We start from the raw sequence: 13715 nt of genomic DNA, 5'->3' as shown, positions 1-13715 counted from the left end.
CAGATTTAGTGCATATCTTGATTTGTCACTGGATCATAAAAACAATGAGTTAATCAGGCTTTTTTACCCAGTACTTTTAACAATTAAAGAGCTAATACTGTGTTAAGACCCCTGATTTTTAGTTATCATAGCGACTTATAAATACCAAGAGTGGTGTTACGTACATGAAAAATGGGTTAGAGGCGATGTTTGAGAACGCCTACCTATCAGGTAGCAGTGCAGGCTATCTGGAAGAACTATACGAGCAATACTTAGAAGATCCTCAGTCGGTCGACTCTGACTGGAGACAAAAATTCGATGAGTTTGCAAAGAGCAGTGATACGAAGGATGTTCCTCACAGTGATATTCGTGAGCATTTTCGTCAAATTGGCTTAAATCGCCAGAAAATTGCCTTCACTCAAGGTGGTGGCTCTTCAGTTGCAGACCCAAAGCAGGTCAAAGTATTGCACCTGATTGAATCTTATCGTGCCCGTGGTCATCACCACGCTAATATTGACCCATTAGGTCTTTGGAAGCACCCTTATCCTACTAATTTAAGCCTTGAGAGCTTCGAGCTGTCTGAGGCTGATCTGGATACAAAATTCCATGTCGGTAATTTAGCCGGTCCTGACCAGCAAAGTCTTAAAGAGATTCTTCAGAGATTAAAAGATACTTATTCCAACTCTATTGGTGCTGAGTTCTTACATATCAATGACCTGACTGAGCGTCGCTGGATCCAGGAAAAGTTGGAAGAAGCAAATTCTTCACATAGTTTCCGCGAAGAAACTCGCAAGAAAATTTTAGAAGGCTTGACGGCAGCAGAAGGCCTGGAAAAATATTTAGGTTCTAAGTTCCCAGGTGCAAAACGCTTTTCGTTAGAGGGTGGCGATAGTTTAGTGCCGATGATGCGTGATTTTGTCAATCAAGCCGGTATTGTGGGCGCCAAAGAGATTGTTATCGGTATGGCGCACCGTGGCCGTTTAAATTTGCTGGTCAATGTCTTAGGGAAGAATCCTCAAGTATTGTTTGATGAGTTTGAAGGCAAAAATGCGGTCGTTAAAAATGGTTCTTCAGGTGATGTTAAATATCATATGGGTTACTCCAATGATGTTGAAACAGAAGGTGGACCAGTTCATTTGGCGTTGGCATTTAACCCTTCACACCTTGAGATCGTTAGCCCTGTAGTGCTTGGCTCTGTTCGAGCTCGTCAGGAGCGTCGCAAGGATAAAGATTGCGACCAGGTCATTCCAATCCTAATTCATGGTGACGCTGCGATAACAGGTCAGGGTGTTGTAATGGAAACGTTCAACATGTCGCAAGCACGCGGTTTCTATATTGGCGGCTCTATCCATGTTGTCATCAATAATCAGGTTGGCTTTACTACGTCCAAGCTACACGATGCTCGCTCAACGGCGTATTGCACAGATGTTGCTAAAATGATTGAAGCACCAGTTTTCCATGTTAATGGAGATGATCCAGAAGCGGTATTGTATGTATCGCGCCTTGCATTAGAGTTCCGCAAGAAGTTTAAGAAGGACGTCGTGATTGATCTGGTGTGTTACCGTCGTCATGGACATAACGAAGCTGACGAGCCGAATGCTACGCAGCCTGTGATGTATCAAAAAATTAAAAAGCATCCTACACCTCGTAAGATTTATGAGGATCGATTGGTCGACAATAAAGTTGTATCCACAGACGATGCAAAAAAGATGCTAGATGACTACCGAGATCTACTTGATGCCGGCAAAAGTGTTGTACTTAATCGAATCGAAGATAGAGAGCGTGAGTTTAACGTTGACTGGACTCCATTCTTAGACCAGACATGGCAGTCACCAGCAGACACTGCGTTGACTAAGTCAAAATTTAAAGAGCTGGCTGAAAAAATTTGCCACTATCCAGACGACTTACCCTTGCAATCACGTGTTAAAAAGTTAATGGGTGAGCGTAAGAAAATGGCTAATGGCAAAATCAAAATGGATTGGGGTTTTGCTGAAACCATGGCATACGCCTCTTTGCTGGATCAGGATTTCGAAGTTCGCTTATGCGGTCAGGATAGTGGTCGTGGTACCTTCTTCCATCGCCATGCGGTGCTGCACGATCAAGACGATGCTGAAGTGTATATCCCACTACAGAATATCAAAGACGATCAGCCACAATTTATGGTGATTGATTCCGTTCTTTCCGAAGAAGCGGTGTTAGCCTTTGAATATGGTTACTCTACTAACGAACCAAACTCAATGGTCATCTGGGAAGCTCAGTTTGGTGACTTTGCCAACGGTGCTCAGGTGGTTATCGACCAATTTATTAGTTCTGGTGAACAAAAATGGGGCCGCTTATCGGGTTTGAGTTTGTTCTTGCCACATGGCTATGAAGGTCAAGGTCCTGAGCATAGTTCTGCGAGGTTAGAGCGCTTCTTACAGCTGTCCGCTGAACATAATATTCAGGTCGTTGTGCCATCAACTCCGGCGCAGGCATTTCACATGATCCGTCGCCAAATGATTCGTCCACTGCGTAAGCCTCTTGTGGTTATGACACCAAAGAGTTTGCTTCGTCATAAGATGGCTGTTTCCAGTATAGACGAACTGGTTAAAGGCCAATTCCAGAATGCTATCGATGAGATCGATAGTTTGGATAAGAAAAAAGTGACTCGAGTGGTGATGTGTTCAGGTAAAGTTTATTACGATTTACTTGATAAACGTCGTCAGGAAGAGTTGGACAATGTTGCTATTATCCGTATTGAACAATTGTATCCTTTCCCACATGATGAAGTGGAAAAAATTATTGGTCAGTATAAGAAAGCAAAAGAATTTGTATGGTGTCAGGAAGAGCCACAAAATCAAGGCGCCTGGTACTGTTCACGTCACAATTTAGACGAGGCTGTTCCAAATGGTGCAAAAGTGGAATATGCCGGAAGAGAAGCATCGGCCGCTCCAGCAGTTGGCTATGCATCTATTCATAATGAGCAGCAGGCAAAGCTTGTTAAAGATGCACTTGGCATCAAATAATCGAATTAAATTTATTTAGGTAAGGTAAAAGGTTAAAACATGGCTATCGAAATTAAAGTTCCTGTGTTACCTGAGTCAGTAGCTGACGCTACTATTGCTACATGGCACGTTAAGCCAGGTGAGTCTGTATCACGTGACCAAAACTTGGTTGATATTGAAACAGATAAAGTTGTTTTAGAAGTGGTTGCTCCTGATGATGGTGTGATTTCTGAAATCATCAAAGAAGAGGGCGACACGGTACTTCAGGAAGAGGCTATCGCTAAGTTTGAAGCGGGTGCATCAGGTGATGCTAAAGCTAAAGATGATAGCAGCGATGACAAGAAAGACGACTCTTCAAAAGATGAATCCTCAAAAGAGGACAAAAATAAAGAAGCTAAATCAAATAAAGAAGAAACATCTTCTGCAGACCTGGAGGTTCTATCGCCAGCAGTACGTCGTTTGGTTGCCGAGCATAATCTTGACCCTAAGCAGATTCCAGCGAGCGGTAAAGGTGGCCGTTTAACCAAAGAAGACGTTGAGAAATTCATTAAAGACGGTGGCGCTTCTGCTAAATCGTCTGAGAGCAAGAAAGACTCAGGTTCTGCGCCTGTATCAGCAGGTTTACGTGAAGAAAAGCGTGTTCCAATGACGCGTCTTCGTAAGCGTATTGCTGAGCGTTTGGTTGAAGCTCAACGTACAGCAGCGATTCTTACCACTTTCAATGATATCAACATGAAAGAAGTGGTTGAGCTACGCTCGCGCTATAAAGAACAGTTTGAGAAAGTTCACGGCACGCGTTTAGGTTTTATGTCATTCTTCGTGAAGGCAACAGTTGAAGCTTTAAAACGTTACCCTGCGGTCAATGCATCAATCGATGGTGATGATATTGTTTATCATGGTTTCTACGATATTGGTGTTGCGGTTTCCTCCCCACGCGGTTTGGTAGTGCCAGTTTTACGTGATGCAGATACCATGAGCCTTGCGGAGATTGAAGCTAAGATCCGTGAGTTTGGTGAAAAAGCTCGTGATAACAAGTTAACAGTGGAAGATATGACCGGCGGTACATTCACCATTTCTAACGGTGGTGTTTTCGGTTCGTTAATGGCAACGCCAATTATCAATCCACCGCAAAGTGGCATTCTTGGTATGAACCGTATGGAAGATCGTCCTGTGGTTATCAATGGTGAGATTGTGATTCGTCCAATGATGAACGTCGCGCTATCTTATGACCATAGAATTATTGATGGACGCGAGTCTGTAGGCTTCTTGAAAACGATTAAAGAATTCATTGAAGACCCAGCTCGTATGTTACTGGATTTGTAAACTCCAGAATATAAGCGCTGATGCCGAACCTTGGTTCGGCATCGGTGTTTTTAATCACCCTAAGTTTTAAATTTTTTGTGCTTGTAAAAGCACTTATGCCAAAGCAATAGGAACATAAACATGAACCTACATGAGTATCAAGGTAAGCAGCTTTTCAAAGAGTATGGTTTACCAGTATCCGAGGGTTACGCAGTTGATAATCCTCAGTCTGCATTTGAAGCAGCTGGTCGCATTGGCGGCAATGTGTGGGTGGTTAAAGCCCAGGTACATGCCGGTGGTCGTGGTAAAGCTGGTGGTGTAAAACTTGTTAAGACCAAAGAAGAAGTTAAAGATTTTGCTAAGCAATGGCTTGGTAAAAACTTGGTGACTTATCAAACCGATGCAAACGGTCAGCCAGTTAGCAAGATTTTGGTTGAAGAGTGCACCGACATCGCTCAAGAACTTTACTTGGGTGCCGTCGTTGACCGTTCAAGCCGTCGCGTTGTATTCATGGCTTCAACTGAAGGTGGTGTTGAAATCGAGAAAGTTGCTGAGGAAACTCCTGAGAAGATTCTTAAAGCAACCATCGATCCATTAGTTGGCGCACAACCTTACCAAGGCCGTGAGCTTGCATTCAAGTTAGGCCTGGAAGGTAAGCAAGTTAAGCAATTTACTCATATCTTCTTGCAGCTTGCTAAGATGTTTGTGGAAAAAGATTTGGCGCTTCTTGAAATCAATCCTTTGGTCATTAAAGAAGATGGCGATTTGCATTGTCTTGATGCCAAAATCAACATCGACGGTAATGCAATGTACCGTCACCCTAAATTATCTGAAATGCACGATCCTTCGCAAGAAGACGAGCGTGAAGCTCATGCAGCTAAGTTCGAACTTAACTATGTAGCACTCGATGGCAACATCGGCTGTATGGTTAACGGTGCCGGTCTAGCGATGGGTACCATGGATATCATTAAACTGCATGGTGGAGAGCCTGCAAACTTCCTGGACGTTGGTGGCGGCGCTACTAAAGAGCGTGTCACGGAAGCGTTTAAGATTATCCTTTCAGACTCTAACGTAAAGGCTGTATTAGTTAACATCTTTGGCGGAATTGTTCGTTGTGACTTGATTGCTGAAGGCATTATTGGTGCTGTTAAAGAAGTTGGTGTTAAAGCTCCAGTTGTTGTTCGTCTTGAAGGTAACAATGCTGAGTTAGGTAGAAAGGTTCTAGCTGAATCAGGTTTGAACATCATCGCGGCAGAAAGTTTAACTGATGCGGCGACAAAAGTAGTTGCTGCAGCGGAGGACAAATAATGAGTATTTTAATCAATAAAGACACTAAGGTTATTTGTCAGGGTATCACTGGTTCACAAGGCACTTTCCATACTGAGCAAGCGATTGAATATGGCACTAACATGGTTGGTGGCGTGACTCCTGGTAAGGGTGGTCAGACTCACTTAGGCTTGCCTGTATTTAATACCGTTAAAGATGCTGTAGAGGCGACGGGTGCAGAAGCTTCTGTTATCTATGTACCAGCTGCTTTCTGTAAAGATTCGATTTTAGAAGCTGCAAATGGCGGTATTAAGCTGGTTGTTTGTATTACTGAAGGCATTCCAACTATGGATATGCTTGAAGCTAAGATTGTTTGTGACAATCTAGGTGTTCGTTTGATTGGCCCTAACTGTCCGGGTGTTATCACTCCGGGAGAGTGTAAGATTGGAATTATGCCTGGCCACATTCACTTGCCAGGTAAAGTAGGTATCGTTTCTCGTTCCGGTACTTTGACTTATGAAGCGGTTAAACAAACCACTGACTTTGGGTTTGGCCAATCGACTTGTGTCGGTATCGGCGGTGACCCAATTCCAGGTTCTAACTTCATTGATATTTTGAAGATGTTCCAGGACGATCCTGCGACTGAGGCTATCGTCATGATTGGTGAGATTGGTGGTTCGGCAGAAGAAGAAGCTGCTGCATTCATTAAAGAAAACGTCACCAAGCCCGTTGTATCTTATATTGCGGGTGTAACAGCGCCTCCAGGTAAGCGTATGGGCCATGCCGGTGCTATCATTGCTGGTGGTAAAGGTACAGCTGCCGAGAAGTTTGCTGCCCTTGAAGATGCAGGTGTTAAGACTGTACGTTCATTAGCTGATATTGGTAATGGACTGAAAGAAGTAACTGGTTGGTAATTAACTAACCGTTTGAAATTAAAGCCGCTCAATGTTTTGAGCGGCTTTTTTGTGTCTGTAATATTTGCAGAAAGACATTGTAATATTTATTAACAAATGGCGACTACACAGTTACATCGCTTTCAAGGATACTCCATGCTCGTATTGGAATGTCTTATTGTTATTGAAAATTAAGAGGGATATATGACTCTAAAATTAAAAACAGCAGCTTTGGCTCTGGTACTTACGACCGGTGTTTCTGCTGCGTTTGCCAAACTCCCTAAAGGCGTAGAAAAAGTTACTACGGTTGAGGGTATTTCTGAATACCGCTTGGATAATGGTTTGCAGGTATTACTTTTCCCGGATCCTACCCAGGAATCAATCACCGTAAATATTACCTATCATGTGGGCTCAAAGCATGAAAACTATGGTGAAACGGGTATGGCTCATTTACTTGAGCACCTGGTTTTTAAAGGTACTCCAAACCATAAAGATATCCCACAAGAGTTGAGTGAGCGCGGGGCTGAGCCAAACGGCACTACTTGGCTTGATCGCACTAACTATTACGAAACCTTTGCTGCCACAGAAGATAATTTGAACTGGGCACTCGACCTTGAAGCTGATCGTATGATCAACTCGTTTATTGCCAAGAAAGATTTAGACAGTGAAATGACAGTTGTTCGTAATGAGCTCGAGAATGGTGAGAATAGCCCAACACGTGTTTTGATGCAGCGTTTGATGTCGGTTGCTTATGATTGGCACAACTATGGTAAATCAACTATTGGTGCTCGCTCAGATCTTGAGAATGTTGATATTACTAATCTTCAAGGCTTCTACAAAAAATACTATCAACCTGACAATGCGACTTTGATTATTGCCGGTAAGATTGATGAAGAAGCAATCATCAAGAAGATTGATAAATATTTTGGTGATATTAAAAAACCTAAGCGTCAACTTCCTGAACTTTATACAGAAGAGCCTATTCAGGATGGCGAAAGAAAAGTAACTATTCGTCGCACAGGTGACGTACAAGTTGTCGGTGGACTCTATAAAACTCCAGCAGGGTCTCATGAAGATTTTGCGGCAGTTCAGGTGTTATCACAAATTATGGGCGACTCACAAACTGGCCGTCTGCGTAAGGAACTGGTAGAAAATGATCTTGCAGCTTCTGCTGGAGGCTTTGCATTCCAGTTGGCTGAGCCAGGCGCTTTATTATATATAGCGCAGGTAGCTAAAGATAAGGATCTTGCTAAGACAGAAAGTGCTTTTATCAAAGTTCTGGAAGGTGTCTCTGAAAACCCAATTACAGAAGAAGAAGTTGAACGCGCTAAAACCAAGCTATTAAAAGGTATTGAGCTAAGCTTCAATAACACACAAAGTGTTGCGCTTCAATTAACCGAATGGGTTGGCATGGGTGACTGGAGATTGCTTTTCTTGAACCGTGATCGCTTAGAGAAAGTAACTGCAGAAGATGTTCAGAGAGCTGCCGAAGAGTACCTGGTGAACGACAACCGTACTTTAGCACTGTTTATCCCAGAAGCTCAGCCTGACCGTGCGGATTCCATTGTTAGACTAAACGATGAAGATGTTAAAGCAATGCTAGATGGTTACACTGGCCGTGAGGCAGTTGCTCAAGGCGAAGATTTTGATGCATCGTACGCCAACATTGATGAGCGTAGTGAGCGCACTACATTGTCTAACGGTGCGAAAGTGGTTTATCTGCCAAAGAAAACACGTGGTGAGTCAGTGGTTATGACCGTCAAGCTTGATATTGGTAACCTTGAAGACCTACGCAACGCTGGTGTTGTTCCATCGCTTACTTCTAGCATGTTAATGCGTGGAACGGAAAACCATACTCGTGAAGAGCTACAAGCCGAGTTTGATCGTCTTAAAGCCAATGTGAGTGTTTCAGGTGGCGCGACTAATGCTTCAGTACGAATTCAAACCGTAAAAGAAAATCTACCTGAAGTATTATCGCTGGTTGAAGAGGTACTAAAGAATCCTGCGTTTGATGCCAAAGAATTAGATGTTCTTAAAAATCAGCAAATTGTTGCGCTTGAACAGCAAAAGCAACAGCCACAATCGCAAGTTTTCAGACAATTGAGCCAGCACTTGAATCCTTATGACCCAAGCCATCCGCTTTATAGCATGAGCATTGAAGAGCAGATTGAAGCGATTAAAGCTGTTGAAGTAGACAACTTGAAAGCCTTCCACAGCAACTTTATTGGTGCGAAGGATGCAGATATCGCGGTAGTTGGTGATTTTGATCGTGACTCTTTACAGAACCAATTAGATGCTATTCTAGGTGACTGGAATGCGGAAGTTGATTATCAGCGTATTAAACAAACTGTGGCTGATGTTGAAGCTATCAATAAGTTTATTGATACGCCGGATAAAGCCGGTGCAGCATTTGCTGCTATGACCAAGATTGCACTAAGTGATCAACACCCAGATTACCCCGCGCTAGAGATGGCTAACGAAATCTTCGGTGGCGGTTTTTTAAATAGCCGTTTAGCAACTCGACTTCGCCAAAAAGATGGCTTAAGTTATGGCGCAGGCTCATTCTTTAACGCAAGTTCTGAAGATGAAAATGCCTTGTTTGGTGCTTATGCAATTTCTGCACCAGAGAACTTGCCACGCGTTGAGTTAGGTTTCAAAGAAGAGCTGGAGCGTGCATTAAAAGATGGCTTTACTCAAGAAGAGCTGGATAAAGCGCGTGATGGTGTTTTACAGAATAACCGTATCGATCGTTCAAAGGACTCACGTTTAGTCAGTACTCTGGCCGGTAACCTGGATCTTGACCGTACTATGGAATGGTCAAAGGAATACGAAGAGAAACTTAAAGCTTTAACCCTTAAGGATGTGAATGAAGCCTTCCGTCGTCATATTAAGATGGATAATATTTCAATCATTAAAGCGGGTGATAAGGCGAAGCTAGAAGCAGAGTAGATGTATATAATCTGCGTTTATAAAAAAGCCACGGTTTCTGCCGTGGCTTTTTGGTTTCTTACTAGAATCAACTAATTTTTTACCAGTCATATTCGACTGTATAGGTTACTTTAGTTTCTCCATTAGCGGGAACTTTGACCGTAAAGTGAACATGGCGCGAATCTTGTTTTTCATAGTCATGAGATTTACGCGTAATGTTCCAGTTTGACCATCGGTAAAGATTTTCCCTTATTACCACATCAACTGCTTCATCTTTATGATTCTTTAGCGTTATCTCAAAGCTTTCAGTAAGTTCTTTATTATTACTGTCAATTCTATAGTTCGTTTGCTTACGTTCACCTTTAATGTCGAACGCATTTCCCACTTTGATTAACACGTCTTCGTTTTTTGGCGTGTGATCAATAATATCTTCACCAATAAACTCCAGGCTTCCATCCGTATCACGTTGGTTTACTCGAATTCTGCCTGCAGGTAAGGGAATACCTAAAGCGTTCTTTTCTTCATTAGCAAACCGTAAATAGACATTGACGTCACCGGAAGAGTTCTTGCCATAACCTTCGTTGGTATTCATTCCATGATTGCTATAGAACTGGCTGGAAGCATCAAAGACTAATTCTTTATTACATTGAACTTCTTTCACAGAAGGGAATAGCTCAAGTTGCTTTGTGGAGTTGTTGGGTAAGTCAGCAGGACGCCCTAATGTGTATAGGTGGTATTCAAAAAAGGCTTTTTCTTCGAAACCTTTATCCATCCTGGCTTCTTCCGCAACACGTGAGGCCATCACTCTAAGCGGTTCATTTTGTTGTGCGCGATTAACATCACCAGCAATCAGCTTAAGCTTTGCATTGTTAAAGCTGGCCCCCGACTGATTGATAATACTGACCCAACTCGATAAATCCATCTTACAAGTATCGGACTCATCATAAGTTACATTGTAATCTGTCCACCAGGTCATGCCTTCAGTTTGATAGCTGAGCTCGATAGTTTGATTACCGGAAGTGGGGGAGTTGAGCTGCCAAATAAGCGTCGGTTTTGTGAGGAGACCTTCTGGCAAATCTGGGAAGATGATATTAGTGTAATAACTGAGAGTCTGAATACTGCCCTTGTCGGTTTTAATGACCAGGTTGCCATCAGCGCTTAGAAGCTCGCCTTTAACTTCTACTAACTCATCCCCAGCACTTTGTTGGACGGTAATGGTTTTACCTATAAATCGCTGTAAAAGCTGCTGCCCATTAACAAGGTCAAACTGATAGCTTTGTTCCAGCACTCGAGTCTGTTTATTGTTCAATGAGCGAATTGAGACGGTGGTAGGATCTATATAGGCAGCTACATCTGTGACCTGTAGCTTATTCTGACCTTTGTTGAGTTCATAGTTACGAGTTGATTTAACAACCCCGTAGCCCGGGATCGTGTAATGCCCTCGATTTTGGCCAGGTATAGGACGATACAGGTCTGGGTCAATGGCGCCTGGTTGGGCGCTGCTATAGATGGTCACTGCATCTTTCTCTTCAGCGCTGGCATTGGAATTACAGCCCAATAGGGTAAGCGCTATGACTGTTGGTACTATTCTCTTGATGAATAGTGACTTTGTGTTTGATGTTATTTTCATACTCATTACCTTATGTTGTAATCGTGTCCATATAAACGCCAGATTAACCGAAAAGGGTTACTACGGCCAACTAATGTATTTATGTCGAGGTGTTATGGTGTTTCTCAACAGATTAGCAATGCTTGTATTGGTATTTTCTAGTGCTTTTGTGGTTAACAGCCTTTCTGCAAATGAGCCATTTGCAGTTAAAGCCAGTGAGAGCTATATCAAGTTTAATGGTGTGCAAAATAAGAAGACTGAATTTAATGGCGAGTTCCAATCTTTTACCCCAATTATAGTGTTTGATAAGGACAATCTAGCGATGAGTTCGATCCGCGTTGAGGTGGATTTAGCGAGTGTCGAAAGTGGTAGCCAAAAGCGTGACGGGATGCTCAAAAAAAGCAATTGGTTTGATGTTGAAAATACGCCACAGGGATTGTTTGTTAGCAATAAGATCGAGCTTGAAAGTGATGGAAAATATAAGGTTGAAGGCTCGCTTGCTATCAAGGGAATTGAACAACCTGTGACGCTGTTCATGAATTATGTGGAACTGGGTAGCTTGATAGAATTATCAGGAAACTATACATTAAACAGACTCGATTTTAAGCTTGGGCTTGGTGCTTGGAAGAACCCTGATTGGGTGAAGCATGAGGTCGAAGTAAATTACAAAGTAGTTTTAGAACAATAACCCTGGCTCGTTAACGATATGTTTTAGCGGGCTGAAAACCATATAGCAAAAGTCCGTATGAAACATTCCGTTTTATTGGTTGTAGTGGTATTTTTAGTATCGCTCAACGCACAAGCTGGCGTTCTTAAGATTGATTCGCAAATGGCGAGTCAAATCACTTCTATTTGCAAATTTGTTCAAGGAAAAGGTCATCCGGAAGACTTGCGTCTTAAAGGTATGGCTTGGTGCAAAGTCGGAGTTGATTACTTGCCCGATGAGTTCACTGAGCAGAAATTACAAGTCAAAGAACTTTATGAATCTGAAGAGTTCAGTGAGTTAAAAGAGAATCAAAAGTTCGCAAAATATTTGAGTCAGGCTCGACGTAGAGTTGCTGAAGTGTCGCTAGGATTGGCTAGCTTCAGTGAGTAATTGTTTAATACATTTAAAAAAAAGAAAATCCCACCAGTTTACTAACATAGCGATAGTAAAGCAGAGCAAATGGCGCTCTTAATTGAGCGCCTTTGCATTTCTGTTTAGCAGTCCACTTTATTGGATGCTAGGCAACTCCAGTTCATCAACCATCTCATTAAAGAAACCTTGATCAATTAGCGCTTTGATTACTTCAATGTCAGGGCCAAAGTGACGATCCTTTTCATAATATGAAACTTTTTCACGAATAGCGTCATAGGCCTTTTGCAAGCGAGGCGAGGTTTTAAGTGGTGCTCTAAAATCAATACCCTGAGCAGCGGAGAGCAGCTCAACGGCAATGACCCCAGCGGTATTGAAATTCATATCACGTAAACGTCGTGCCGCAAAAGTCGCCATTGACACATGATCTTCCTGATTGGCTGACGTTGGTAGGCTGTCGACAGATGCTGGATGCGCAAGGCTTTTATTCTCTGAGGCAAGCGCCGCTGCCGTCACCTGGGCAATCATAAAACCAGAGTTGACACCGCCATCTTGCACCAGGAATGGAGGTAGACCACTCAAATGTTTATCAAGCATCAGTGCAATTCGACGCTCCACAATGGCGCCAATTTCGGAGATAGTAATTGCTAATAAGTCAGAAGAAATGGCTACCGGCTCAGCATGGAAGTTGCCACCAGAAATGATATCGCCTTCTTCGGGGAAAACTAACGGGTTATCAGATACAGCATTGGCTTCTGTCAGCAGGACTGAAGCTGCGAAGCGCATGTGATCCAAAATGGCTCCCATGACCTGCGGCTGACAGCGCAGCGAGTAGGGGTCTTGAACTTTTTCGCAGTCTTCATGCGATTCGTTTATTTCGCTGCCTTTAATCAAATTCAGCAAATTCAACGCAACCTGCTGTTGTCCTTTGTGGCCACGCACTTCATGAATGCGAGCATCAAACGGTGCAACGCTACCCATCACCGCATCCACAGAAAGAGCTCCAGCAACGATTGCTGCGGCAAAGTTATTTTCAGCACCGAATAAACCGGCCAGGGCCAATGCTGTTGAGCATTGTGTACCGTTTAATAAAGCTAATCCTTCTTTGGCACCTAGTGTAAGCGGTTCAAGTCCAGCGACTTTTAAGCCTTCAACCGCAGACATGATTTTTCCCTGGTGACGAACTTCGCCAACACCAATCAGAGTACAGCTCATGTGAGCTAGAGGGGCTAAATCACCAGATGCGCCGACAGAACCTTTCTCGGGGATACAGGGATAGACTTCGTGATTCACTAAGCTGATTAGAGCATCGACTGTTTCACGACGCACCCCAGAATGCCCTTGCGCTAAACTGGATAGCTTTAACACCATCAATAAGCGTACTATATTATCTGGTAGCAATTCACCGATACCGGCTGCGTGAGAAAGCACCAGGCTCTCTTGTAGCAGTTCCAGTTTTTCTTTTGGAATCCGGGTTGAAGCTAGTAGGCCGAAACCGGTATTAATACCGTAAACCGTTTCATCATTCTCGATGACATCAGCTACAGTCTGTGCGGCACGGTCGATGACAGGATAAAAACTGTCTTGCAACTTTACGGATACCGACTCTTGATAAATTTTTCTACAGTCGGTTAATGAAAGCTCACCAGGGGTTAAAGTAAATTGAAACATATCAGGAT

General features: G+C 43.0%; 9 protein-coding genes. 7 read left to right on the top strand and 2 right to left on the bottom strand.

Annotated features, from left to right (window positions below):
- Nucleotides 1-164 precede the first annotated feature (164 nt).
- The 5 genes from ACYTXU_RS06690 (at nucleotide 165) to ACYTXU_RS06670 (ending at nucleotide 9373) form a co-directional block, all read left to right on the top strand.
- On the top strand, nucleotides 165-2984 hold the full coding sequence (locus ACYTXU_RS06690) for a 2-oxoglutarate dehydrogenase E1 component (protein WP_462209326.1): 2820 nt from the start codon (nucleotides 165-167) through the stop codon (nucleotides 2982-2984).
- 39 nt (nucleotides 2985-3023) lie between these two features.
- Nucleotides 3024-4286 carry a 2-oxoglutarate dehydrogenase complex dihydrolipoyllysine-residue succinyltransferase gene (odhB, locus tag ACYTXU_RS06685; protein WP_462209325.1) on the top strand — a complete coding sequence of 421 codons (1263 nt, stop codon included), beginning with the start codon at nucleotides 3024-3026 and terminating at the stop codon, nucleotides 4284-4286.
- 120 nt (nucleotides 4287-4406) lie between these two features.
- A complete protein-coding gene (gene sucC / locus ACYTXU_RS06680; RefSeq protein ID WP_462209323.1) occupies nucleotides 4407-5573 on the top strand; it encodes an ADP-forming succinate--CoA ligase subunit beta in 1167 nt (388 codons plus the stop codon).
- Nucleotides 5573-6445, top strand: coding sequence for a succinate--CoA ligase subunit alpha (gene sucD / locus ACYTXU_RS06675; RefSeq protein ID WP_462209322.1), 873 nt, complete (start codon nucleotides 5573-5575; stop codon nucleotides 6443-6445). The genes sucC and sucD overlap by 1 nt, the downstream gene beginning before the upstream one ends.
- Nucleotides 6446-6628: 183 nt before the next feature.
- The gene (locus ACYTXU_RS06670; protein WP_462209321.1) at nucleotides 6629-9373 is read left to right on the top strand and encodes a M16 family metallopeptidase; all 2745 of its coding nucleotides are present in this window, start codon (nucleotides 6629-6631) and stop codon (nucleotides 9371-9373) included.
- Between the two features lie 79 nt (nucleotides 9374-9452).
- On the opposite strand, the gene ACYTXU_RS06665 is transcribed toward ACYTXU_RS06670, so the two are convergent.
- Nucleotides 9453-10982: a DUF4139 domain-containing protein gene (locus tag ACYTXU_RS06665; protein WP_462209319.1), complete on the bottom strand. Its 1530-nt coding sequence runs from the start codon at nucleotides 10980-10982 to the stop codon at nucleotides 9453-9455.
- A 118-nt stretch (nucleotides 10983-11100) separates the two neighbouring features.
- On the opposite strand from ACYTXU_RS06665, the gene ACYTXU_RS06660 reads away from it, so the two are divergent.
- Together ACYTXU_RS06660 and ACYTXU_RS06655 are read left to right on the top strand one after the other, a co-directional pair.
- Complete coding sequence (locus ACYTXU_RS06660; RefSeq protein WP_462209317.1) at nucleotides 11101-11649, top strand: YceI family protein; 549 nt, start codon at nucleotides 11101-11103, stop codon at nucleotides 11647-11649.
- A gap of 57 nt (nucleotides 11650-11706) precedes the next feature.
- Complete coding sequence (locus tag ACYTXU_RS06655) at nucleotides 11707-12057, top strand: hypothetical protein (protein WP_462209315.1); 351 nt, start codon at nucleotides 11707-11709, stop codon at nucleotides 12055-12057.
- 117 nt (nucleotides 12058-12174) lie between these two features.
- Here the strand turns inward: ACYTXU_RS06655 and hutH are convergent, their stop codons facing one another.
- Nucleotides 12175-13707: a histidine ammonia-lyase gene (gene hutH, locus ACYTXU_RS06650; RefSeq protein WP_462209313.1), complete on the bottom strand. Its 1533-nt coding sequence runs from the start codon at nucleotides 13705-13707 to the stop codon at nucleotides 12175-12177.
- Between the last annotated feature and the right edge of the window lie 8 nt (nucleotides 13708-13715).

The sequence above is a fragment of the Kangiella sp. M94 genome (assembly GCF_054926195.1).
This window is presented reverse-complemented; position numbering and strand designations above follow the sequence as displayed.

Excerpts from the sequence above, each read along its gene's own strand:
- ACYTXU_RS06690 (WP_462209326.1), top strand. The coding sequence starts at position 165 with ATGAAAAATGGGTTAGAGGCGATGTTTGAGAACGCCTACCTATCAGGT.
- odhB (WP_462209325.1), top strand. The coding sequence starts at position 3,024 with ATGGCTATCGAAATTAAAGTTCCTGTGTTACCTGAGTCAGTAGCTGAC.
- sucC (WP_462209323.1), top strand. The coding sequence starts at position 4,407 with ATGAACCTACATGAGTATCAAGGTAAGCAGCTTTTCAAAGAGTATGGT.
- sucD (WP_462209322.1), top strand. The coding sequence starts at position 5,573 with ATGAGTATTTTAATCAATAAAGACACTAAGGTTATTTGTCAGGGTATC.
- ACYTXU_RS06670 (WP_462209321.1), top strand. The coding sequence starts at position 6,629 with ATGACTCTAAAATTAAAAACAGCAGCTTTGGCTCTGGTACTTACGACC.
- ACYTXU_RS06665 (WP_462209319.1), bottom strand. The coding sequence starts at position 10,982 with ATGAAAATAACATCAAACACAAAGTCACTATTCATCAAGAGAATAGTA.
- ACYTXU_RS06660 (WP_462209317.1), top strand. The coding sequence starts at position 11,101 with ATGCTTGTATTGGTATTTTCTAGTGCTTTTGTGGTTAACAGCCTTTCT.
- ACYTXU_RS06655 (WP_462209315.1), top strand. The coding sequence starts at position 11,707 with ATGAAACATTCCGTTTTATTGGTTGTAGTGGTATTTTTAGTATCGCTC.
- hutH (WP_462209313.1), bottom strand. The coding sequence starts at position 13,707 with ATGTTTCAATTTACTTTAACCCCTGGTGAGCTTTCATTAACCGACTGT.